The organism is Pseudolabrys sp. (assembly GCF_050250095.1).
Taxonomy (GTDB): Bacteria; Pseudomonadota; Alphaproteobacteria; order Rhizobiales; family Xanthobacteraceae; genus Pseudolabrys.
In genome coordinates this window covers 630,643-653,700 of record NZ_JBFWPH010000002.1, presented here as the reverse complement: position 1 = coordinate 653,700, position 23,058 = coordinate 630,643, and the positions used below count along the sequence as shown (strand labels likewise).

The following is a 23,058-nucleotide window of genomic DNA, read 5'->3' as shown; positions in this document are numbered from 1 at the left end:
ATCCATGTCCATAAATCCCCAAAATTGTAACAGTGCCGTCATCCGGCGCAACCGGGCCATGAGGCATGCGTTGTTGTGCGGCGCGCCCGGCTCCACTATCTGAAGGTGTAGCCCCCAAATCCGCCGGAATCTTCCGCAGCCGATTGCTCCCGAGACCGCTGAAGCCGAGACCATTGACGATGGACGAACGAACCCGCGACGCGACCCAGCAGGCCAATCTGGCCCTCACCAAATTCGGCGTCGGCCAGTCCGTGCCGCGCAAGGAAGACCCCACGCTGGTCAGCGGCCAGGGCCGTTACACCGACGACGTGAACCTGCCCGGCCAGGCCTACGCGGCCATCGTGCGGAGCCGAGACGCCCACGGCGTCATCCGCAGCATCGACACGCAGGCGGCGCGCGCCATGCCCGGCGTGCTGGCGGTCTATACCGCCGGCGACCTGAAGGCCTATGGCGGCCTGAAATGCAACCTGCCGCTCAAGAACCGCGACGGCACGCCGCTGCGCTACACGCCGCGGCCGGCGCTGGCCGGCGACAAGGTCCGTTTCGTCGGCGATCCCGTCGCCTGCGTGGTGGCGGAAACCGCCGGACAGGCGAAGGACGCCGCCGAAGCCGTCATGATCGACATCGAGCCGCTGCCCGCCGTCACCGACGCGCGCAAGGCCGCCGAACCCGGCGCGCCGCTGATCTGGGACGAGGTGCCGGGCAATCTCGTGCTCGACTATCACTATGGCGACGCCGACAAGGTGAAGGCCGCCTTCGACGGCGCGGCCCATGTGGTGGCGCTGCCGATCGTCAACCAGAAGCTCGTGGTCGCCTCGATCGAGCCGCGCTCCGCGATCGGCGAATACGACAAGACCAACGAAAAGTGGACGCTGCATTCGTGCAGCCAGGGCGTATTCGGCCTGAAGAACATGCTCAAGGACATTCTCGGCGCGCCGGCCGACAAGGTGCGGGTGCTGACCGGCAATGTCGGCGGCTCGTTCGGCATGAAGGCTGCCGCCTATCCCGAATATGTCTGCATCCTGCATGCGGCGCGCGACCTCGGCCGCCCGGTGAAATGGACCGACGAGCGATCGGGCAGCTTCATGTCCGACCATCACGGCCGCGATTTCGACATGACGGTCGAAGGCGCGTTCGACGAGCGCGGCGTCATCAAGGCGGTGCGGCTCTCCGGCTTCGGCGGGCTCGGCGGCTTCGTGTCGGCCTTCGGCCCGCTCTTGCCGACCGTCAACGTCACCAAGAACGTCAACTCGATGTACCGCACGCCGCTGCTCGAGGTGGCGACCAAATGCGTGCTCACCAACACCACGCATGTGTCGGCCTATCGCGGCGCCGGCCGTCCCGAAGGCGCGCTCTACATGGACCGGCTGATCGACTATGCCGCGACGAAGATCGGCATCGATCGCTTCACGCTACGCAAGCGCAACTTCATCAAGCCGAAGGAGATGCCGTTCAAGGCCGCTTCCGGCATGGATTATGACAGCGGCGACTTCCCCGGCCTGTTCGACGAGGCGCTGAAACTCGCCGACGTCGAGGGCTTCAAGGCCCGCAAGCGCGAAAGCCGAAAGGCCGGCAAGCTGCGCGGCCTCGGCGTCGGCTGCTATCTGGAGACGACCGCGTCAGGCACCACGGAAATGGGCGGCATCCGCTTCAACGACGACGGCACCGTCACCATCGTCACCGGGACGCTCGACTACGGGCAAGGCCACGCCACGCCCTTCGCGCAGGTGCTGCACGACAGGCTCGGCATTCCGTTCGACAAGATCACGCTGCTGCAAGGCGACAGCGACCAGCTCGTCACCGGCGGCGGCACCGGCGGCTCCCGCTCGGCCATGCTGTCCGGCACCGCGATCGTCGAGGCGTCGGCGAAAGTCGTCGAAAACGGCAAGCAGATCGCCGCGCATGCGCTGGAAGCCTCCGCCGGCGACATCGAATTCGAGAACGGCCGCTTCGTCATCGCCGGCACCGACCGCGCGGTCGGCATCATGGATCTGGCGAAGCGCCTGCGCGAAGGCATGACAATGCCCGTCGGCGCGCCTGCCACGCTCGACGTCACCCATGTCACGCAGGCCGTGCCGGGAACCTTCCCGAACGGCATCCATGTGGCCGAGGTCGAGGTCGATCCCGACACCGGCGGCGCGCAGGTGGTCAAATACACCGCGGTCAACGACTTCGGCACGGTGCTCAATCCGATGCTGGTCGAAGGCCAGATCCACGGCGGCGTGGTGCAGGGTCTCGGCCAGGCGCTGTTCGAGGGCGTGATCTACGACGACGACGGCCAGCTGCTGACCGGCTCGTTCCAGGACTACGCCATGCCGCGCGCGCACAACACGCCGGCCATGACGGTCGCCAATCGCGGCATTCCGACCAAGCTCAACCCGGTCGGCGCCAAGGGCTGCGGCGAAGCCGGCTGCTCCGGCGGCCTGCCGACGGTGATGAACGCGCTGGTCGATGCATTGTCGGAGGCCGGCGTGCACGACATCGCCATGCCGGCGACGCCGGCCCGCATCTGGCAGGCCTTGCAGGACGCCAAAACCGCGCATTGATCGCCGCGCCGGCGCGACGCTGAAAAAGCAGAAGCCCGCGCAGGCGACATGCCGGCGCGGGCTTTTTGTTTGTTCCGGTGACGCGCTCAGGCGGCGCGAACGGCCTCTTCCTCCGCGGCGCCCTCGCCCGCGGCGAGACGGAACATTTCCATGCGCTCGTTCATGGCCTGCGCCTGGGTCTCCAGCACCTTGGCGGTCGCGGCGTTTTCCTCGACCAGCGCCGAGTTCTGCTGGGTCACCTCGTCCATGTTGTTGAGCGCACGGTTGACCTGCTCGATGCCGGTCGCCTGCTCGCGGCTGGCGGTCGCGATGTCCGACACGATGGCCGCGACCTTCTTGATCAACTCGACGATCTCGGTGAGCGAGCCGCCGGCCTTGTTGACGAGGCCGACGCCGTCCTTCACCAGATTGTTGCTGTCGGTGATGAGGTTCTTGATGTCCTTCGCCGCCTGCGCGGAACGCTGGGCGAGCGAGCGAACCTCCGAGGCCACCACCGCGAAGCCGCGGCCGGCGTCGCCGGCGCGCGCGGCTTCGACCGCGGCATTGAGCGCCAGCAGATTGGTCTGCCGCGCGATCTCGTCGATGACGCCGATGATGTCGCCGATCTTGAGCGAGGACTCCTCGATGCGAGCCATCGCCTTGACGGCCTGTTCGACGACCGCGCCGCCGCGCTCCGCGACGACGCGGGTCTCGCCGGCCGAGCTGTTGGCGGCTTCGGCATTCTCGGCGTTCTTCTTCACCGTGGTTGCGATCTGCTCCATCGAGGCCGAGGTTTCCTCGAGGCTCGCCGCCTGCTCCTCGGTCCGCTGCGACAGATCGGTGGTCGACGCCGCGATCTCCGCCGAGGCGCTGGTGATCTCGCGGGTCGAGGAAACGATCGCGGTGATGGTCTCGCGCAGCTGCACGATCGCCTTGTTGAAGTCTTCGCGGATCTGCGCGTAGGTCGCGGAGAAGCCCTCGTCCAGCTCGCAGGTCAGATCGCCCTCCGACAGCCGCGCGAGGCCGTCGGCCAGATTGCGGATCGCGGTGGACTGCTCCAGCGCGGCAACGGCCTGCGCTTCGGCATTCTTGCGCCGCTCTTCCTCGTTGGCCGCGCGCTCTTCGTCGGCGCGGCGGCGATCCTGCTCGGCCTGCGCCCGCTCCTTGTCGGCGACGGCGCGCTGCTCGTCGGCCTGCCGGCGCTGATCGTCGGCATGTCGGCGTTGATCGGCCGCAGCAGCCTCGATCCGGTTCTTCTCGATCGCGGCGTCGCGGAACACCACCACGGCTGCGGCAACGGCGCCGATTTCGTCCTGGCCGCTGACTGCGACCTCGGTATCGAGCTTGCCTTCCGAGATTTCGCCGGTCGCAACCGACAGCCGCTGCAGGCGGCGCACGATCTGCGGACGGACATAGAACCAGGCGATCATAGCCGCCATCAGCACGCTGGCGATCGCGATGCCGATCAGCCAGTTGTTGGTCGCGGCGATATGCGCGTTCGCCGCGGTCGCGGCTTCCCTCGCGGCGAACTTCGCCGTCATCACCATCGAGTCGACTTCGGCATTGAGCTGGACGATGACGTCGCCGGCCGCCTTCAGGTTGGCGTTGAGCCGGTCACGCACGCTGAAATCGCGTTCGCGAAGCTCGAAAAGATTGTCCTTGGCGGAGCCGAAGGCAAGCAGGGCCTCGGTCGCCGCCTTGCGCTTGGGATGGGGCGACACTTTCTCGACCGCCGCGAGCGCCTTGATGACGCGCTTCGACAGCGCCTTGTAGCGATCGCGCGCCGGCACCATCAGCTCGGGCCGGTCGAGCACGATCAGCTCGCGCATCAGACCGAACAACAGATGCCCCTGCGCGAGCAGCGTCATGTCGGCGCCATAGGCGACCAGATCCTTGTCGGACAGGCTGGTGAGCAACGTCTTGACGTCGTCGGGGTTTGCGGCGCCGGTCGCCTTCTCCAGCCCCATCATGACGTTGAACTGCGAGACGTCGATTTCCGAGATCAGCGCCTGCTGGAACGCCTCGCCCGCCTTGTTGAGAGCAGCGGCGCGCTTGGTCTTTTCCGCCTCGATCGCCATGCGCTCGCGCGCGGCGGCATCGACTTTGCCGACCTCCGCCTTGATCTTGTCGGCGGCCTCGATGAAGTGCGGACGGTCGAGCGCCTTGCGGAACCCAAGCCGGTCGATCGCGTTGCGGATGTCGCTGTCAGCCGAGGACAGCCGCTCCGCGACGTCGGCGACCATGCTGTCGTCGAGCGCGCGGGCATATTGCGGGGCGACCGCCATCGTGCGCGACGCGGCGTCCGCGAGATCGCGCCAGGACTCGACCACCGGATAACGATCCTCGGTCAGCCCGTGAATGATGGAGCCGACCTTCGCAAACGACATGATGGCGACGAGCGAGGCGACGATCGTCAGGCCGACGATGGCGCCGATGCTCATGTAGACGCTGGTCCCCACGCTCCTGCGCAGGAATGCCGGCAGGCGAAGCTTCGAGAATCCGGGAATTGCGATCTTGGGAAATTTCATGATCGGCTTGCTCACGCGATGTGGGTGGCGGGTTTGAACTTGCCATCGGCACCGATGACGGTCAGATAAACGGCATTCGAACCCTGATTGTTGTTGGGTCCGTAGGTCAGCGAGAAGCCGCCGTAGTCGAACGTGCCGTTGGTGAGCTGCGCCATCAGCGTGTCGCGCGTCAGTTCGCCCTTCACGCGCCGCACGCCCTCGACGACGGTGCGGCCGACGACATAGCCCTCGAGCGACACGAAGCCCGGCACCGCGTCCGGCTTCGACGCCTTCAGCGCCTTGTGGAAGGCCGCGACAACCGGGATCGACTTGTCCTGCGGGAACGGGATCACCTGCGTCACCAGCACGCCGGCGCCGGCAGGCCCGAGTTCCTTCGCCAGCGCATCGCTGCCGACGAACGAGATGTTGATGAAGGCCGGATCGAAATTGATCGACCGCGCCACCTTGATGAACTCGGCGCAGGGGCGGTAAGCGCCGATCATGATCACCGCGTCGGGTTTGGCCTTGCGGATTTCGAGCAGCGGAACCCGCACCGCGACCGTGTTGCGCTCGTAGCCGGCCTCGGCGACCAACGTCATCTTGCGCTTGTCGAGCGCGCGGCGCGTGCCGGCAAGACCGGCGGCGCCGTAGGCGTCGTCCTGATAGAGGATCGCGAAGCGCTTGGCGCCCTTGTCCTTCACCAGACGCTCGACCATCACCTCGGTCTCCTGGCCGTAAGAGGCCCGGACGTTGACCGCGAGCGGCTGATAGGGATTGCGCAAGCCTCCGGTGCCGGTGAAGGCGCCGATGAAGGGAATCTTGGCGGACTTGACGAGCGGAAACACCGCCATTGAGGTCGGGGTTCCGACATAACCGACCAGCCCGAACACGCCCTGGTCCAGCAGCGTCCGGGTCGCCTCGATGGCGCGCTTCGGTTCATAGCCGTCGTCGACCGACACGAGTTCGAACTTGCGTCCCTGCACCCCGCCGGCCGCGTTGGCCTCGGCGAAGGCGGCGAGAATGCCGTCCCGCATGCCGGTGCCGAGCGCAGCCGCCGGGCCGTCGAGCGCCGCGGCCTGGCCGAACACGATCTTGTCGGCACTGACGCCGGTTTCGGCGAACGAGCGCACCGGGCACAAGGCCGTCACGCCGGTGGCGGCGACGGCCGTGAGAATGTCACGTCGGTTGAACATCGAGCACGATCCTGATCGAGGGACGGAAAACGGGACGCGGCGAAGGCGCTGGGACATAAATTCGGAAGCAGACCACGTCGAAAAGCGCTGTGATTGCGGAGCTTTATTGGGGTCCAGTAATAAACTGGGACAATTACCAATCCATTAAGCATAACCGTGGCGAAGGGCCGCCGGACGATCCCCTTGGAACCGGATTCCGCCGTGGCTTCAACCGGTTGTCGGAGCGGCTATGCGTCCCCGGCGGTGGATTCCGCGCCGCCGGCGGGCAATAGTCCCGCCGCCCCGCGCAGCCGCCGGGCCGGAGCGTCATGGTACAAGCAACCGACCAGCTCGGCGCGTCGTCCGCCGGCGACAACCGCGTGATCGCAACGATCGGCGCGGCGCATTTCGTGTCGCACTACCATTACCTCGTGCTGCCGCCGCTGTTCGCTTTCGTCCGCGCCGACTACGGCGTGAGCTATACCGAACTCGGTTTTGCCCTCGTCGCCTACAACCTCGCCTCAGCGTTCCTGCAAACCCCGGCCGGATTTCTGGTCGACCGAATCGGCGGCCGCATTCCGCTGTTCGCGGCGCTGACGATCGCCGGCATCGCCTTCGCCGTCGTCGGCCTCACCGAGTCGTTCTGGCTGCTGGTCGCGATGTTCGGCGTCGGCGGCGTCGCCAATGCCGTCTACCACCCGGCCGACTACGCGCTGCTGTCGCAGGAGGTCGCCGCGGAGCGCATCGCCAAGGCCTATTCGTTCCATACCTTCGCCGGCCTGCTCGGTTCGGCGGCAGCGCCCGCGAGCCTGCTGCTGATGCAGGGGCTGTGGGGCTGGCGCGGCGCGTTTCTCGGCGCCGCCGCGCTCAGCCTCGCCGTCGCGCTGCTGATTGCGCTGCAGCCGCGTCCGGCCGGCGCGACGCAGGCCGGATCGCGCAAGGACAACGCGAACGCCGTCAAGGTTGGCTGGCCGTTGTTGCTGTCGGCGCCGATCCTGTTCAATTTCGCGACCTTCATGCTGCTCGCGATGATCAACGCGGGATTGCAGAACTACTCGGTCGTCGCGCTCGGCGCGCTGTACGGCACGCCGGCGGTGATCGCCAACGCGGCGCTGACGGGCTATCTCGGCCTCGCAACGGTCGGCGTGCTGGCCGGAGGCGTGCTCGCCGCGTGGTTCCAGCGCCACGACATGCTGACCATGGCAGGCCTCGCCGTCGCGGGTAGCGTCATGGTGCTGATCGTGACCGGCGACCCCGGCAACGCGCTGCTGATCGCCATCATGTCCACGATCGGCTTTCTGACCGGTTTCATCATGCCGTCCCGCGACCTGCTGGTGCGGCAGGTGACGCCGCCCGGCGCGTTCGGCACCGTGTTCGGCTTCGTGACGACCGGCTTCAACATCGCCGGTGTGGTCGCGCCGCTGGCGTTCGGGCTGTTGATGGACCACGGCCACCCGCAACTGGTGTTCGTCTCCTGCGCGGCGTTGTGCCTGCTGGCGGTCGCGACCATCGCCGCCCAGCCGGGGAAACCCGCGTCCTGACAACGGTTTTTGACGCCGCCGCGGCGGGGCGTTAAGGGCTTGTCAAACCGGCCGGATTACTCCATTTGAAGGCCCGGCGGCCGATCCACCGCCGCCCGGATTGCCGCACTTCGGCAGCCGCAATCCCGTTGGGGGATGGTGAAATGGTATCACGGCAGACTCTGACTCTGCTTTTCTAGGTTCGAATCCTAGTCCCCCAGCCAACTTCAACAGATGATCCGGTTTCGGCGCTCGCGCGCCACGCATCGGCAATGAAGCTTCGTTTTCCTTTTGAATATCCTGTTTCCGAGCACGGCTTGCAGCGCGTCACGACGGGAGGCCGGCATGATCACGCTCTACGGCTTTGGCCGCATTTTCCGCGAGGGAATCGGCGAAACGAAAGACCTGCGAGTCGAATGGGCGTTGCAGGAGACCGGCCTGCCCTATCGCGTCCACGCGCTCGACCACACCGCGGGCGAACTCGACAGCCCGGCCTACCGCAAGATCAGTCCGTTCCGTCAGGCACCGGCAATCGACGACAACGGCTTCGTGGTCGCGGAGTCCGGCGCGGCCTTGCTCTACATCGCGGAGAAGGCCGGCAAGCTGATCCCATCCGATGTCGAGGGACGAACGCGCGTCACGCAATGGTGCTTCGCCGCCGTCAGCACCGTTGCGCCGACCTTGAGCCTGCTTGGGCTCGGCGATATCGCCGGTTTGAACGACAACGGCCGCAAGACCTGGACCGGCATCGCCAAGCGATGGCTCGACGGGCTGGAAGAACGGCTGGACGGACGTGAGTGGATCGCCTGCCAGGACTTCACCGTCGCCGATATTCTTCTGGCCACGGTCCTGCGCGAAGTGCGCAACACCGATCTCGTCGAACCCTATCCGCGTCTCAAGGCCTATTACGCGCGCGCCCTCGCGCGCCCGGCCTGGGAGCGCACGCTCGCGCTTTACGCAGAGCGCTTTGGCGTGTCCGTCGCGGACATTCGTTAAGGCTTGTCCGGAACGGCGGAACGTGTTGAGTAGCGGTGCCCAACGCCACATCTCAGCGGCCTCGGATGTCCCGGTTCGCGCTTCGCTCCTTCCTGATCGGCGCCGCCTGTCTGGCCGGGCTTTGCGCCGCGCATGCGCAGGACTCCGTCACCTTCTCCGGCAAGGCCGCCTATTACGATCCCGACTACAAGGGCAAGACCACCTCCGGCGAGCCCTATGACGGAACGAAATTCACCGCCGCGCACAAGACGCTGCCGTTCGGCACGCGGCTGCGCGTCACCGATACCAGGACAGGACGCAGCACGCTGGTCGTCGTCAACGACCGCGGCCCCTTCACGCCCGGACGGATCATCGACCTGTCGCTCGCGGCGGCAAAGGAGATCGGCATGATCAAGCGCGGCATCATCGCCGTGACGGTGACCGTGCTCGCGCCGGACAAGCCGGCCGCCGCCGTCAAGACAGGCGACTGAACGCCACCATCCCTAATCGAACCCAGCCAGTTTTCAGCAAGGACACCGCCATGCCCGCCAAACGCCCCGCGCCGCGCCTGCCGCTGCTGAGCGACGAGCAGCTCTCCGCGCCGCAGCGCGCGCTGATGAACGCGATCCGTTCGACGCCGCGCGGGAAAACGATGAACCCGCGCGGACCGTTCGCCGCCTTCATCCATGCGCCGGCCTTCGGCGACCTTGCCCAGCAGCTCGGCGCGCATTGCCGCTATCACACCGCGTTGCCGCCGCGGCTGTCGGAGTTCGCGATCCTGTGCACCGCGCGGCTGTGGCGCGCGCAATATGAATGGTACGCGCATGAGCCGATCGCGCTCAAAGCCGGCGTGTCGGCAAAAACCGTCGCGGACCTGCGCGCCGGCCGCGTGCCGAAAGGCGCCAAGAAGGACGAGCGCGCGATCTACGATTTCATCCACGAGCTTTACAAGGCGCGGCGCGTCAGCGACCGCACCTATAAGCGCGTCCGCGCCATTCTCGACGACGGCGCCGTTGTCGAACTGATCGGCATTCTCGGCTACTACGCGATGATCTCGATGACGCTCAACGTATTCCGCATGCTGCCGCCGGAGGACGCCAAACTCGCCTTCACGGAACCGAAATAGCCTTCCCGCAAAATAAAAGCCGGCGACGCCACCGCGCCGCCGGCTTTGGATCGAGGCGTCGGGCGCTCAGTGCTTCATGTTGCCCATGCCGCCGTGGTCCATCTTGTGGTCCATCGCGCCGGACGACTGCGCGGCGATCTTGTCGATCTTGAAATCGACCTCGATCTTGCCGGCCTTCTCAAACACCAGCGTTCCCTTGAAGCTCTGGCCTTCGACCAGCGGCTTCTTCAGGCCCATGAACATGACGTGATAGCCGCCGGGCTTCAGCGCGACGGTTTCGCCGGGCTTGATGGTGAGGCCGTTGGCAAGCGGGCGCATTTTCATGACGCCGCCTTCCATCGACATTTCGTGAAACTCGACCTTGCCGGCGACGTCGGTCGAACCGCCGACGAGACGGTCCGCCTCCTTGCCGGTGTTGGTGATCGTGAGATAGCCGCCGCCGACGGTGGCGCCCTTCGGCGTCGCCCGCGCCCAGGGATGGCCGATCTTGAGCGCGCCGAGCGTGTAATCGTGCGCGGAGGCCGGAACGACGAAAACGATGGCGGCAATCGCCGCGAGAACGAAACGATTCATGAGAATCTCCTGTTTGCGCAAAGCGCAGCCCGACATCGGGCCTTCGACTGTCAGCGATGTTCGATGATTTGCCGGAGATCAGGCGCGCGGCGGCGCGCGCGGCGCCTGCGGGCCGCGCAGCGGCGGCAGCGCGAGATCGTGCAAGACCGAAACGGCAACCGACGCCGCGATCCTGTCGCGCGCGACAAAGGCCGCCGGTGAAGGCGGCGTCCCAAGCACGGGTCCGCAACACATCACGCTGCAGCAGTCGCTCCGTCCGTCATCGCCGGATCGGTTGGCCGGATTTTCGCCCGAACCGGCCGCAAGGCCCGAACAGATCGGAAAGCTGCCCGGCGAGGCCGCGGCAAGCGCGGCCGGCAACAAGGCCTGCAGCGCGATCGCATAGGCAGCGATCAGCGCAATCCAGCGGGACGATCGGCGCAGGCGTGACATCGCCGCCCTTATAGGCCGCGGCAATCCGGGCGTCCATCCGCGCCCGCCGCCCGGCTATGGGACGGCTCACCGCGAGGCGGGATAACGCCCGATCAGCCGGCTCTGGCGCGCGAGGCTCGCGACAAATGCGAAGGCGCCGACCGGCATATGACCCCGGGCGCGGTTGCGCGCGCCGATCTCGAACAGCAGCCGTTGCTGCGCAAACAGCCGGCGGTAAACCTCGCCGACCGGCACCCGCGCGTCCCAGACGTCGATCGACTCGCCACCGATGCCGTTGATCTCGACGATCGAGAAGCCCTCGCCGCGCATCAGCGCCGGCACCGATTCGAAACGGATGTCGAAGCGGCCATAGTGAAACTCGGTCATGCTCGCGGCGACGCGATCGAACCGGGCGTCGAGCGCCGCGCCGATGCAATGGCCGCCGTCGCGATAAAGCGCGCCCGCCCGCTGGTTGCCGATCAGCGCGATGCGCACGACCTCCCCCGCGCCGGGCACGCGCGCGAGATCGTCCTCCGCCGGCCCGCAATGCGTGCCGTCCTGACCGAGATGCAGCGCGCCCTTCCAGCGGGCGCGCTCATCCCGCTCAATCAATTCGCGAAGGCTCGCACAGCCGTCGCCGACGACATGCGGAAAGTAGCGGAAGGTCAAAGACAGGACGCGGCCACGCACCTCGCCCGGCATGCGGGCATAAAGCACCGCGGCTTCCGCCGGATGTTCGACCAGGCGTTGCAGCATGATGGTGGCGTCGGCCGGAAAATCCGCCATGTAGGCTTCGAGCGCAGCGGGGCCGTCGATGATGCGCACGCCGTAGCCGTGCCAGCCGATGTCGGGCTTCGCGATCAGGGGGAACGCAAGGCCGGCGCCGTGCATCGCCTGCAAGGCGCGCGCAAGGTCGGCACCGAGCGTATCCGCGCCCGCCGTCCGCTTCGCCAGCACGAACGGCGCGACCCAGCGCCGCTCATCCGCGCCGACGTCGAGCAGATAGGAACTCTTGGTCTCGCCCCACATGCCGCCGCAGAAGATGTTCGGGTTCGCCGCGGTCGGCAGCGTGAGGCTGCGATGCCGAATGCCGAGCCGCAGCCAGTTCAGTACCAGCGGCAAATAGAACAGCGCCGGCGGAATGCGCTCGGCGGCGGCGACCTTGCGGTCGGACATCGCAACCGCCGGCATGCCGGGACACGGCGTGACGATGACATTCGCAGTCCCCGCGTCGGCGGCGATGTCGGGAACGCTCAGCACACGCTTGCGCACATAGCCGGCGGCGGCGAGCACCACGAGCAGCACCGGCCAGGTCCACAGGCCCATGCTGTTGTCCATCGTGTCGCCGAACGTGATGACGAGATACAGCATCAGCGGCAGATAGAGCGCCGAGACGACGACGCTGGCGACGACGAAGCGCCAGAACGAAACCCGCATCCAGCCGCAGGCGATGAAGGCGACGAAGACGACGCCGGGCACCAGCCGGCACAACGCGACGAGACCGAACACGTTGCGCCTGATCGTTTCGGCAAAGCGCCTGACGCGATTATCGATCGCAAAGCGGCCGAGCCACGACACCCGCCGCGCGCCGAAGCCGACGCCGTACAGCGCGAGATCGCTGATGACGATGCCGCCATAGATCGCGACCGCGACGAGCCCCGGAGGCATCATGTCGTTGACGATGATGTAGCCGCCCAGAACGATGGCGAGATCCTCGTGCGCGAACGGCAGCACGAGCAGCGACATCAGCTTGGTCGCCAGTGAAAGGTCGCCGGCGGCGAGATGCGCCGCGACAACGAGATTGTGGATCAAGCGAAACCCCTAGAGCCCCCAGCTGCCCGCCGTGGCCGGCGGACCCTTCAGCCTTCCATCCGCCGCGACTGGCCGTCGCGTCCGCGTAAGCCGGGGTTGGTCCCGATAAAAGGCAGAGCCTTATCGTTCTTGTTTTTGGCTCCGGGGCGATAGTGGCGAATGGCTCCAGTCCCGACAAGCGGAATCCGCCGCCCTGCGCCGCGCTTCCGGCGGATCGCAAGGCGGCGTGCAATCGGCTAGATTTCACCCATGCAGAGCGGCAGCCCCCCATCCGACGACGAAGACGCCCGGATTCTGCCTTTCCGCCACCGTCGCTCGGACGAGCTGGGCGGCGGCCTGGCCGGCCGGGACGAGCCGGTCGACGGCCTCGACCGCTACGAGCACGACGAGGACGGCGACGACTACCGGCATCGGATGCTGGTTAACGTGGCGGCCTTCCTGCTGGTCGGCGGGCTGATCGGCGCCGGGCTCTGGATCGCCAATACGATGGCCGAGATGCGCAAGAACCAGGACTGCGCCCTGCAGGGCCGGCGCAACTGCACCCCCATGGAAGTGACGCGGGAACGCCGGTAACGGCCGGCTTTCCCCGGCTAAATCTGTCCATATTTGGCATAAATAGCGGCTGGCATTGAACTATCGGCCTTGCTTCGCTATACGCACAGCCGAACGGACGTTCCGGCGGACCGGCCGGACACGCGCCTCCAGAAGCCCCAGGGCATCCAGGAAAACCTTAGAAGACCAAGAGAGTTACCGATGTCCTCGACCTTCGACACCGTCGCGAAAATCATTGCCGAGACTTGCGACATTCCGCGCGAGACCATCAAGCCGGAAAGCCATGCCATCGACGACCTGGGCATCGACAGCCTGGACTTCCTCGACATCGCCTTCGCGATCGACAAGGCCTTCGGTATCAAAATGCCGCTCGAGCAGTGGACGCAGGAAGTCAACGAAGGCAAGGCGACCACGGAACAGTATTTCGTGCTCTCCAACCTCAGCGCCCGCATCGACGAGCTTGTCGCCGCCAAAAGCGCCTGACGGGAGCCTGGTCGCCGACCGACGCAATGCGCATCGAGTATTTTCAGCTCATCGACCGGATTGTCGACCTCGATCTCGAAAACCGCACGATCCGCTGCGCCGCGACCGTCCCGACCGAAAGCACCATTTTCGAAGGCCACTTCCCCGGCTACCCGCTGCTGCCCGGCGTCCTGCTGACCGAGGCGATGGCGCAAACCTCGGGCTGGCTCATCATCGGCGCGCAGCGATTCGCCAAGATGCCGTTCCTCGCCGCGCTGAAGGAAGCGAAGTTCCGCACCTTCGTGACGCCGGGCCAGCACCTCGACATTACGGCTTCGCTGGTGCACGAGGGTTCCGGCTACGCGATCACCGACGCCAAAATTGAGATCGGCGGCAAGCGAATCTGCGACGCCAATATTACGTTCCGCATCGTCGACTTCCCGAACCCGCAATTCGTGACGTTCATGAAGGACTTTGCCGGCAAGATCGAATTTCCGATGGACGCGGTGACATGACCGACTCCGCACGCGACGCCTGCATCACCGGCATCGGCATCGTCTCCTGCCTCGGCGAGGGACCGGACGCGCATTGGGACAAGCTGATGCGCGGCGAAACCCATGTCGATGACACGACGTTTGCGCCCTACAGTGTGCATCCGGTCGTGCCGCTCGACTACGACAAGCAGATTCCGAAAAAGGGCGACCAGCGCCAGATGGAAGCCTGGCAGCGGATCGGCACCTATGCCGCCGGTCTTGCGCTGGACTCCGCCGGCATCAAGGGCAATGCGGACGTCCTCGCGCGCACCGACATGATCGTCGCGGCCGGCGGCGGCGAACGCGACTTGGCCGCCGACAGCGCCATCCTGACGGCGATGAAGGATGCCGCCGATCCCGACAGCGTGCTCAACGCGCGGCTGATGAGCGACATCCGCCCCACTCTGTTCCTCGCGCAACTGTCGAACCTGCTCGCCGGCAACATCTCGATCGTGCACGGCGTCACCGGCTCCTCGCGCACCTTCATGGGCGAGGAAGCCGCCGGCGTCGACGCGGTGCGCATCGCCTGCAGCCGCATCAATGCCGGGCAGAGCGAGGTCGCCCTCGTCGGCGGCTCCTATAACGGCGAGCGCAAGGACAGCATCATGCTGTTCGAGTTCGGCAACCTGCTGCTCGAAGGCGGCTACGCGCCGGTGTGGGAGCGCGCCTCCGGCGGCGCCGCGCTCGGCTCGCTCGGCGCCTTCCTCGTCATCGAGTCGCGCGCCCACGCGCAGGCACGCGGCGCCAAGGTTCACGGCCGCATCGCCGAGGTTCTGTCGGAGCGCGCCAAGCCCGATCAACTGGCCGACGCCTCCGCGCTGCGCTCGCTGTGGGAGCGGATCGGCGGCTCGGTTCGCAAGGGCGAGGCCGCGATGTTGTCGGCCGCGACCGGGGTTGCGCCCGCCACCGCCGCCGAACGGGCGTTTCTGGCCGCCATCCCCGACCTACCGGTTCGCGCCACCGAGACCTATATTGGGCACTCCAACGAGGCCCAGTTCACGATGAATCTCGCCCTCGCCGCGATCGCGCTCGGCCACGGCACGTTATTCCCGCCGAAGGACGGCACCGGCCTTGAAAAGCCGATGAGCGCCCCGCTCAAGCAGGTCGTCGTTTCGAGCGTCGGACTGTGGCGCGGCGCCGGCATGGCGCTGGTCGAAGCCCCCTGACAATTCGCGGAGAGAACCGTCATGACATCGACGCACGACAAGACGGGACGGCGGGTCGTCGTGGTCACCGGCATGGGCGTGGTGACATCGCTCGGCGCCGGCAAGGCGGAGAACTGGAAGAAGCTCACCGCCGGTCAGTCCGGGCTGCGCACCATCAAGCGCTTTTCGACCGAGGGCCTGCGCACCACCGTCGCCGGCACCGTCGATTTCGTCGACGCCGACCCGATGTGCGCGCCCGCGCTGTCGCACAACCTCGCGCAGTTGGCGGCGGAGGAAGCCGTCGGCCAGTCCGGCATCGGAGCCAAGGGCGACTTCCCCGGGCCCCTCTTCCTCGCCGTCGCGCCCGTTGAAATCGAATGGCCGCAGCGCGCCGAACTCGCCAAGGCGGCCGGCGCCAATGCCGATGTCAGCTACGACGACCTGATCCGCGCCGGCGCGACCGGCAAGTTCCAGAAATTCAACGAGCTGTTCATGTTCGGCTCGATCGCCGACAGCCTGGCCGATCGTTTCGGCACGCGCGGCTCGCCGGTGTCGCTGTCGACCGCATGCGCATCGGGCGCGACCGCGATCCAGCTCGGCGTCGAGGCGATCCGGCGCGGCGAAGCGGACGCCGCGCTCTGCATCGGCACCGACGGCTCGGTGAACATCGAGTCGCTGGTGCGCTTCTCGCTGCTGTCGGCGCTGTCCACCCAGAACGACCCGCCGCAATCGGCGGCGAAGCCCTTCTCCAAGAACCGCGACGGCTTCGTGATGGCCGAAGGCGCCGGTGCGCTGGTGCTCGAAAGCCTCGACAGCGCCAAGGCGCGCGGCGCAACGATCCTCGGCGTGCTGGCCGGCTGCGGCGAGATGGCGGACTCCTTCCACCGCACCCGCTCGAGCCCGGACGGCAAGCCGATCATCGGCTGCATCCGCAATGCGCTCGACGACGCCGGCATTACGCCGGACGACATCGACTACATCAATCCGCACGGCACCGGCACGCCGGAAAACGACAAGATGGAAACGAAGGGCGTGATGGCGGTGTTCGGTGAACGCGCCAAGCAGATCCCGATGTCGTCCAACAAGTCGATGATCGGCCACACGCTGTCGGCCGCGGGCGCGGTCGAGGCGGTGTTCACGATGCTGACGCTGGAACATGGCCGCCTGCCGCCGACCATCAATTACGCGGTGCCGGACCCGGAAATCCCGCTCGACGTGGTGCCGAACACGGCGCGCGACGCACAGGTGCGTTATGCAATCTCCAGTTCCTTCGGTTTCGGCGGCCAGAACGTGTCGCTGGTGATGGCGCGGGAGCCGGCGTGACGACGGCCGACGCCCCGAAGACCATGCGCGCGCTCACCCAGGTCGCCGACCGCAAGCTCGAACTGCGCGAGATCGACGCGCCACCGCCGCCTGCGGCCGGCGAGGTGCAGGTGCGCGTCAAGGCGATCGCACTCAACCATCTCGACCTCTGGGGCTTTCGCGGCATGGCCTTCGCCAAGCGCAAGCTGCCGCTGATCGCCGGGGTCGAGGGATCGGGCGAGATCGCCGCCGTCGGTGACGGCGTCACCGGCTTCACGGCGGGCGACCCCGTAGTCATGTATGGCGGCCTCACCTGCGGCACCTGCAAGGCCTGCCGCGAGGGCCGCGACAATCTCTGCGAGAACATCGGCGGCATCATGGGCTTCCACATCGACGGATTTGCCCGCGATCTGCTGAACATGCCCGCTCGCCTCGTTATCCCGGTGCCGAAAGGCGTCTCGTTCCGCGACGCCGCCTGCGCGCCGATCGCCTACGGCACCGTCGAGCACATGCTGTTCGACAATGCCAAGCTCCAGCCCGGCGAAACCATGCTGGTGCAGGCGGGCGGCTCCGGCATCGGCACCGTCGCCATCAAAATGGCCAAGGCGATGGGCTGCACCGTCATCACCACCGTCGGCGACGACGTGAAGGCCGAGAAGGTCAAGGCGCTCGGCGCCGACCACGTCATCAATTACCGCACCGAACGTTTCGAGACGATCACGCGCAAGCTGACCGGCAAGAAGGGCGTCGACGTCGTGTTCGAGCATGTCGGCGGCGAAGGCTTCAACGGCTCGCTGCTGGTCCTGAAGCGCGGCGGCCGGCTCGTTACCTGCGGCTCGACGGCGGGACCGAGTATCACGCTGAACCTGATGCAGCTGTTCCAGCAGCAGTACAAGATCTTCGGATCGTTCGGCGCTTCCATGCGCAACATCGCCGACGGCCTTGCCAAGATGGCGAAGGGGCTGACGCCGGTGATCGACATGGAGGTGCCGCTCGCCGAATACGAGCGCGGCCTCGAACGCATCGAGAGTCGCCAGGTGTTCGGCAAGATCATCGTGCATTTCTGAGGCGCGCGAGGATGCCGCGCGCCGACCGCTCCTTTCGCTCCAGACTGATCGCCGCCGCCGACGAGGCGGCCGGCAACACCGCCGCCATGCTGCTGCGCGTGCTGCGGCTGTTTCCCCGCCGCGGCTCCGCCAACGCAATGGCCGCCGCCGCCCGCGCGATCGGCCCGCTGACGAAGGAACACCGGATCGGCCGCGACAATCTCAAAGCGGCGTTCCCGGAAAAGTCCGGGGCCGAGATCGAAGCAATCCTGAAAGGCGTCTGGGACAATCTCGGCCGCGTCGCCGGCGAGTTCGCCCATATCGACCGCATCCGCACCGCCATCGGCTCCGACGCCGCGCACGGCAAGGATGCCGGCGACGTCGATTTCAGCCCCGAGACCGAGCAGCTGTTCCGGCAGTTGCAGGACGACGGCAAGCCGGCACTCATTTTCGCGGCGCATCTCGCCAATTGGGAATTGCCGGCGCAGATCGCGCAGACCTTCGGCCTCGACACCGCGGTGCTCTATCGCCGCCCCAATCTCGGCGCGGTCGCCGACGCAATCACCCGCATCCGCTCCGGCAGCATGGGCACGCTGATCGCGACCGGGCTCGACGCGCCGGTGCGGCTTGCCGAGGCGCTCGAAGCCGGACGACATGTCGCGATGCTGGTCGACCAGTATTACGTGCGTGGCGTCGAGGTGACGTTCTTCGGCCAGCGCACGCGCGCCAATCCGCTGCTCGCGCGGCTGGCGCGGCAGGTCGACTGCCCGATCCACGGCACGCGGATCGTCCGCCTGCCCGGCGGCCGCTTCCGCGCCGAATTGACCGAGGCCATCCCGCCGGTGCGCGACACGGATGGCAGCATCGACATCGCCGGCACCATGCAGGCGATCACGACCGTGATCGAAAACTGGATCCGCGAGCACCCCGAGCAATGGCTGTGGGTGCACCGCCGCTGGCGGCCGCAGGACGCCCCGTTCAAACGCTGACCGGACCGGGTTAGCGGCCGGTCTTGATCCGCGTCCAGAGCCGGTTCATCACGCGCTGCGAGCGCGGGTCGCGCGCCTTCACGGCATAAAGCCGTTTCATCGTCTCGGCGTCCGGATAGATGCCCGGATCGCTCAATATCTCCGGCTTGACCAGCTTCTGGCTCGCGAGATTGCCGTTGGCGTAGGACACCAGATTGGTGTTGCGGGCGGCGATCTCCGGGCGCAGCAGGAAATCGATGAAGGCATGCGCTTCCGCGACATGGGCGGCATCCTTCGGGATCGCCAGATTGTCGAAAAACAGCTGCGCGCCCTCCTTCGGGATCGCATAGCCGATCCCGACACCACTTTTGGCTTCGGCGGCGCGCTTCTGCGCCTGTTTGATGTCGCCGGACCAGCCAACCACGAGGCAGATCTCGCCGCTCGCAAGCGCATTGAGATATTCGGAAGAGTGGAACTTGCGGACCGACGGACGCACCGCGAGTAAAAGGTCGGCGCCCTTCTGCAACTCGTCCTGCCTGGTCGTATTCGGGTCGATGCCGAGATAATGCAGCGCCGTGGTCAGGATATCGTCGGCGGAGTCCAGCATGTGAACCCCGCAGTCCTTGAACCGCGCGAGGTTGTCCGGCTTGAAGACCGTATCCCAGCTTTCGATTTTTCCGCTTGCGCCCAGCCGCTCGCGCATCGCCTTGACGTTGTAGCCGATGCCGGTGGTGCCCCACATGTAATTGACGGCGTAGTTGTTGCCGGGGTCGTAGACCGCGAGATGCTTCGCTATCTCCGGCCAGACGTTCTTCAGGTTCGGCAGCTTCGATTTATCGAGCTTCTGGAACAGGCCGGCCTTGATCTGCCGCTCGAGGAAATAGCCGGTCGGCACCACGACGTCGTAGCCGGACTTGCCGGCGAGCAGCTTGGCCTCGAGCGTGTCGTTCGAGTCGAACGTATCGTAGCGGACCTTGATGCCGGTCTCTTTGGTGAACTCCTCGATCACCTGCGGATCGATGTAATCCGACCAGTTGTAGACGTTGACGACGCGCTCGCTTTGCGCAAGCGCCGGCACGATAGCGCCCCAGTAAAGCGCCGTGACCAGCGCCGCGGCCAACCGCAACGACTTTGTCAGGACCATCGCATCGCCTCTCGGTGGAATTTTCAGCTCTCGGTGGGAAGCCCGGCAGCCTTCCAGGCCAGGATACCGCCGGCCAGATGGCAGTTACAGGATTTGAGCCCGGCGTCCTGCGCGGCAACCGAAGCCGTGATCGAGCGCCGCCCGGAACGGCAGGCAAACACCACCTGCCTGCCCTTCGGATCGGGAATCTGCGCCGGGTCGAAGGACGACAGCGGCAACAGCACCGCGCCGGGATAGCGTTCCAGCGCCGTCTCGTTCGGCTCGCGCACATCGATCAGCAGCATGCGGCCTTCGGTCAGGCCCTTCGCGACCTCCTCGACGGTCAGGTTGGTGACCTCGTCGGCGCGCGGCATCGGTTCGGACATTGTGACTCCCTTTTCCGGGAGAATAGCATAGCCGGCGCGCGGGTTACACCGTCACCTGCGTGCCGACCTCGACCACCCGCCCGGTCGGGATCTGGAAGAAGTCGGTGGCGTCGCTTGCCGAACGCGCCAGCGCGATGAACAGGTGATCCTGCCAGAGCGGCATGCCGGAATGCGCGGCCGGACGCAGCGAGCGCCGCGACAGGAAGAACGACGTCGCCATGATGTCGAACTGCCAGCCGTGCTTGCGGGCGATCGCCAGCGCTTTCGGCACGTTGGGCTGTTCCATGTAGCCGAACTTCAGCGCGACCTTGCTGAAGTGTTCGGACATCGGCGTGATCTTGACCCGCTCGTTTTCCGGCACGCGCGGCGTGTCGGCGGTGTTGACGGTGAGGATCACGTTGCTCTCGTGCAGCACCTTGTTGTGCTTGAGATTGTGCAGCAGCGCGGTCGGCGCGAAATCGGGGTCGCTGGTCAGGAACACCGCGGTGCCCGGCACGATATGCGGCGGCTTCTTCTCGAGGTTGCGGAACAGCGTATCGATCGGAACCTCGGTGCGGCGAGTCTTGTCGAACAGCAGGCCGGTGCCGCGCCGCCAGGTCATGATCAGCAGCACCATCGTGATGCCGAACAAGAGCGGCAGCCAGGCGCCTTCCAGCAGCTTGGAGGCATTGGCCGAGAAGAAGAACACGTCGACCACGATGAACGGCACCATCAGCAGCAGCGCCTGCCACAGCTTCCAGCGCCACAGTTTCCACACCACGAAGAACGCAAGGAAGCCGTCGACCACCATCGTGGTCGCAACGGCGATGCCATAGGCCGAGGCGAGCGAGCTCGAAGTATGGAACATGCCGACGAGCAGCAGAACGCCGACCAGCAGCGCCCAGGTGACGCGCGGAATGTAGATCTGCCCGGCATGCGAGGCCGAGGTGTGCAGAATGGCGAGCCGCGGCAACAGGCCGAGCTGGATCGCCTGCTGGACCAGCGAATAGGCGCCGGTGATGACCGCCTGGCTCGCGATCACGGTCGCCGCCGTCGCCAGCACCACCATCGGCACGATGAAGTCGTCGGGCACCAGCCGGTAGAACGGATTTTCAATCGCCATCGGATCGGCCAGCACCTTGGCGCCCTGCCCGAAATAATTGATCAGCAGCGCCGGCATCACGAGGCCGAACCAGGCAAACTGGATCGGCTTGCGGCCGAAATGGCCGAGATCGGCGTAAAGCGCTTCGCCGCCGGTGACGACCAGGAAGACAGCGCCGAGCGTAATCAGACCGACCGTGCCGTGGTTGAAAACGAATTTGACGCCGTAATAGGGATTGATGGCGTGCAGCACGCCAACGTCGTCGCGAATGTGCAGCGCACCGGCGACCGCGATGGCGATGAACCAGACCACCATGATCGGACCGAACAACGCGGCGACCTTGGCGGTGCCGCGGCTCTGGACCGCGAACAGCAGGATCAGGATGACGACCGCCAGCGGCGCGACATAGGAGTCGAACACCGGGCTCGCGAGCTTCAGGCCCTCGACCGCGGACAGCACCGAGATCGCCGGCGTGATCATCGAGTCGCCGAGGAACATCGCGGCGCCGACAATGCCGGCGAAATAGATGAACACGGCGCGGCGGCCGAGCGCGCGGCTGGCAAGCGCGGTCAGCGACAGCGTGCCGCCCTCGCCGTTGTTGTCGGCGCGCAGCAGCAGCAGGACGTATTTGAGCGCGACGATGACGATCAGCGCCCAGACGATGAGCGACAGCACGCCGAGCACGATGTCGCGGGTGACGACGTTATCAGTCGCCGCGGCGATCGCCGCCTCGCGGAAGGCGTAAAGCGGGCTGGTGCCGATATCGCCATAGACGACGCCGACGCTGCCGAGCGCGAGCGCAAAAAAGCTCGCGGGCGCCGGTGCGGCGTCCGCGTCCCCATTGGCATCTGTGGTTGTCGTACGCGAACCTTCAGCCATGGGCTGTCGAACGCCGGTGCTCCGTTAAACGGCGGGCCTTATAACACCCGATTGAGGCCAAGAACACCAAACATGGCGACGGCGCAGAGGTGCCCTGTGGGCAAGAGCGCGCGAAAAACCCTGTCAGGGCCGCAGGTTAACGGGAACCGGCGGTTCCTCCCGCATCAGGGTGATGGTCACCCGGCGGTTCGGCGACAGTGAGGGATTGTCCGGAAACAGGGGATCGGTGTCGGCCTTGCCCGCGACCTGAAAGATATTGCCGGACGGCAGACCTTCGGCGGAGAGAATTTCTCGCACCGCATTGGCGCGGTCGGCCGAAAGCTCCCAGGGACCGTAGCCGTGACGCGGCGGAATCCGGCTGGTCGCGGTATGGCCGGTGATCGAGACGCGATACGGCATCTCCTTCAGCGCCGGCGCGATCTTCTGGAGGATCTTGCGCGTGCGGTCGTTGGGAAACTTGCTGCCGTCGGCGAACATCGAGCGCCCATCCTGATCGACGATCTCGATGTTGAGACCCTGCTTGGTCTCCTCGATCATGATGTGCTTCGAGGCTTCGGTGATTTCAGGCATGTTCTGCAGCGCCTGGCGCAGCGAGGCGGCCGCGAGCGCGAATTTCTGGTCCTCGTGAAAGCGCGCGCCGAATGTGCGATTGCGGTCGCGCTCGTTCGGCGTCGGCGTCGCGGACGCCTCCTCCGGGCTGATATGCGCGGTGTTCTTCAGCTTCGGCCGCGTCGGCAGGCCCGGCACCTCGATGATGCCGGAATAGCGCACGCGATCCTGCACGCCGAAAGCATCGCGCATCGATCCCGCGACGACCTGAAGCTTGGCGGAGTCCTGCGTGGAAAACGCGACCAGCATCACGAAGAATGCGACCAGCAGACCCATCAGGTCCGCGAACGTGACGAACCAGCCGTGTCCGCCGCCGTGTCCGCCGTCCTTGCGCCGCGCCATGAGCTAGCC

At 66.3% G+C, this 23,058-nt stretch carries 21 protein-coding genes and 1 tRNA gene; 13 read left to right on the top strand and 9 right to left on the bottom strand.

Features of this window, described 5'->3' with window-relative positions; all coding sequences use genetic code 11:
• Positions 1 to 179: 179 nt before the first annotated feature.
• Positions 180 to 2,546: a xanthine dehydrogenase family protein molybdopterin-binding subunit gene (locus tag AB7F10_RS08370; RefSeq protein WP_428558675.1), complete on the top strand. Its 2,367-nt coding sequence runs from the start codon at positions 180 to 182 to the stop codon at positions 2,544 to 2,546.
• Positions 2,547 to 2,632: 86 nt separating this feature from the next.
• Here the strand turns inward: AB7F10_RS08370 and AB7F10_RS08365 are convergent, their stop codons facing one another.
• The gene (locus AB7F10_RS08365) at positions 2,633 to 5,053 is read right to left on the bottom strand and encodes a methyl-accepting chemotaxis protein (RefSeq protein WP_428558677.1); all 2,421 of its coding nucleotides are present in this window, start codon (positions 5,051 to 5,053) and stop codon (positions 2,633 to 2,635) included.
• Between the two features lie 11 nt (positions 5,054 to 5,064).
• On the bottom strand, positions 5,065 to 6,225 hold the full coding sequence (locus tag AB7F10_RS08360; RefSeq protein WP_428558679.1) for an ABC transporter substrate-binding protein: 1,161 nt from the start codon (positions 6,223 to 6,225) through the stop codon (positions 5,065 to 5,067).
• A gap of 308 nt (positions 6,226 to 6,533) precedes the next feature.
• Here AB7F10_RS08360 and AB7F10_RS08355 point away from each other — a divergent pair, with 308 nt between their 5' ends.
• The 5 genes from AB7F10_RS08355 (at position 6,534) to AB7F10_RS08335 (ending at position 9,825) form a co-directional block, all read left to right on the top strand.
• Positions 6,534 to 7,745 (top strand): MFS transporter, encoded by a 1,212-nt coding sequence (locus tag AB7F10_RS08355; protein ID WP_428558681.1) that lies wholly within the window; start codon positions 6,534 to 6,536, stop codon positions 7,743 to 7,745.
• Positions 7,746 to 7,874: 129 nt separating this feature from the next.
• Positions 7,875 to 7,948: transfer RNA gene (locus AB7F10_RS08350), tRNA-Gln, on the top strand.
• A gap of 121 nt (positions 7,949 to 8,069) precedes the next feature.
• Entirely contained in the window at positions 8,070 to 8,720 is a 651-nt protein-coding gene (locus tag AB7F10_RS08345; protein WP_428558684.1) for a glutathione S-transferase family protein, read from the top strand.
• A gap of 65 nt (positions 8,721 to 8,785) precedes the next feature.
• Positions 8,786 to 9,190: a septal ring lytic transglycosylase RlpA family protein gene (locus AB7F10_RS08340; protein ID WP_428558686.1), complete on the top strand. Its 405-nt coding sequence runs from the start codon at positions 8,786 to 8,788 to the stop codon at positions 9,188 to 9,190.
• Between the two features lie 50 nt (positions 9,191 to 9,240).
• Complete coding sequence (locus AB7F10_RS08335) at positions 9,241 to 9,825, top strand: carboxymuconolactone decarboxylase family protein (RefSeq protein WP_428558688.1); 585 nt, start codon at positions 9,241 to 9,243, stop codon at positions 9,823 to 9,825.
• Between the two features lie 66 nt (positions 9,826 to 9,891).
• Here AB7F10_RS08335 and AB7F10_RS08330 read toward each other — a convergent pair whose 3' ends face one another.
• From AB7F10_RS08330 to AB7F10_RS08320, 3 genes are all read right to left on the bottom strand, one after another.
• Positions 9,892 to 10,398, bottom strand: coding sequence for a copper chaperone PCu(A)C (locus AB7F10_RS08330; RefSeq protein WP_428558690.1), 507 nt, complete (start codon positions 10,396 to 10,398; stop codon positions 9,892 to 9,894).
• Positions 10,399 to 10,476: 78 nt separating this feature from the next.
• Complete coding sequence (locus AB7F10_RS08325) at positions 10,477 to 10,830, bottom strand: DUF2946 family protein (protein ID WP_428558692.1); 354 nt, start codon at positions 10,828 to 10,830, stop codon at positions 10,477 to 10,479.
• A gap of 66 nt (positions 10,831 to 10,896) precedes the next feature.
• Entirely contained in the window at positions 10,897 to 12,621 is a 1,725-nt protein-coding gene (locus AB7F10_RS08320; protein WP_428558694.1) for a VTT domain-containing protein, read from the bottom strand.
• Positions 12,622 to 12,870: 249 nt separating this feature from the next.
• Between AB7F10_RS08320 and AB7F10_RS08315 the strand changes: the two genes are divergently transcribed.
• The 7 genes from AB7F10_RS08315 (at position 12,871) to AB7F10_RS08285 (ending at position 18,650) form a co-directional block, all read left to right on the top strand.
• On the top strand, positions 12,871 to 13,194 hold the full coding sequence (locus tag AB7F10_RS08315) for a hypothetical protein (RefSeq protein WP_428558696.1): 324 nt from the start codon (positions 12,871 to 12,873) through the stop codon (positions 13,192 to 13,194).
• 180 nt (positions 13,195 to 13,374) lie between these two features.
• Entirely contained in the window at positions 13,375 to 13,656 is a 282-nt protein-coding gene (locus AB7F10_RS08310) for an acyl carrier protein (RefSeq protein WP_428558698.1), read from the top strand.
• A gap of 26 nt (positions 13,657 to 13,682) precedes the next feature.
• Complete coding sequence (locus AB7F10_RS08305; protein WP_428558701.1) at positions 13,683 to 14,150, top strand: 3-hydroxyacyl-ACP dehydratase FabZ family protein; 468 nt, start codon at positions 13,683 to 13,685, stop codon at positions 14,148 to 14,150.
• Positions 14,147 to 15,334: a beta-ketoacyl-ACP synthase gene (locus AB7F10_RS08300; protein WP_428558703.1), complete on the top strand. Its 1,188-nt coding sequence runs from the start codon at positions 14,147 to 14,149 to the stop codon at positions 15,332 to 15,334. Before AB7F10_RS08305 ends, AB7F10_RS08300 begins: the two co-directional genes overlap by 4 nt.
• A 21-nt stretch (positions 15,335 to 15,355) precedes the next feature.
• The gene (locus AB7F10_RS08295) at positions 15,356 to 16,636 is read left to right on the top strand and encodes a beta-ketoacyl-ACP synthase (RefSeq protein ID WP_428558706.1); all 1,281 of its coding nucleotides are present in this window, start codon (positions 15,356 to 15,358) and stop codon (positions 16,634 to 16,636) included.
• Between the two features lie 23 nt (positions 16,637 to 16,659).
• Positions 16,660 to 17,682, top strand: a complete 1,023-nt coding sequence (locus AB7F10_RS08290; protein WP_428559991.1) for a zinc-binding dehydrogenase — start codon at positions 16,660 to 16,662, stop codon at positions 17,680 to 17,682.
• 11 nt (positions 17,683 to 17,693) lie between these two features.
• On the top strand, positions 17,694 to 18,650 hold the full coding sequence (locus AB7F10_RS08285; RefSeq protein WP_428558708.1) for a lipid A biosynthesis lauroyl acyltransferase: 957 nt from the start codon (positions 17,694 to 17,696) through the stop codon (positions 18,648 to 18,650).
• 10 nt (positions 18,651 to 18,660) lie between these two features.
• Here AB7F10_RS08285 and AB7F10_RS08280 read toward each other — a convergent pair whose 3' ends face one another.
• From AB7F10_RS08280 to AB7F10_RS08265, 4 genes are all read right to left on the bottom strand, one after another.
• The gene (locus AB7F10_RS08280; RefSeq protein WP_428558710.1) at positions 18,661 to 19,773 is read right to left on the bottom strand and encodes a polyamine ABC transporter substrate-binding protein; all 1,113 of its coding nucleotides are present in this window, start codon (positions 19,771 to 19,773) and stop codon (positions 18,661 to 18,663) included.
• A gap of 23 nt (positions 19,774 to 19,796) precedes the next feature.
• The gene (locus AB7F10_RS08275) at positions 19,797 to 20,138 is read right to left on the bottom strand and encodes a rhodanese-like domain-containing protein (RefSeq protein WP_428558712.1); all 342 of its coding nucleotides are present in this window, start codon (positions 20,136 to 20,138) and stop codon (positions 19,797 to 19,799) included.
• Between the two features lie 43 nt (positions 20,139 to 20,181).
• Complete coding sequence (locus tag AB7F10_RS08270; RefSeq protein WP_428558713.1) at positions 20,182 to 22,098, bottom strand: potassium transporter Kup; 1,917 nt, start codon at positions 22,096 to 22,098, stop codon at positions 20,182 to 20,184.
• Between the two features lie 123 nt (positions 22,099 to 22,221).
• Positions 22,222 to 23,049, bottom strand: a complete 828-nt coding sequence (locus AB7F10_RS08265) for a flagellar motor protein MotB (RefSeq protein WP_428558715.1) — start codon at positions 23,047 to 23,049, stop codon at positions 22,222 to 22,224.
• Positions 23,050 to 23,058: the final 9 nt, after the last annotated feature.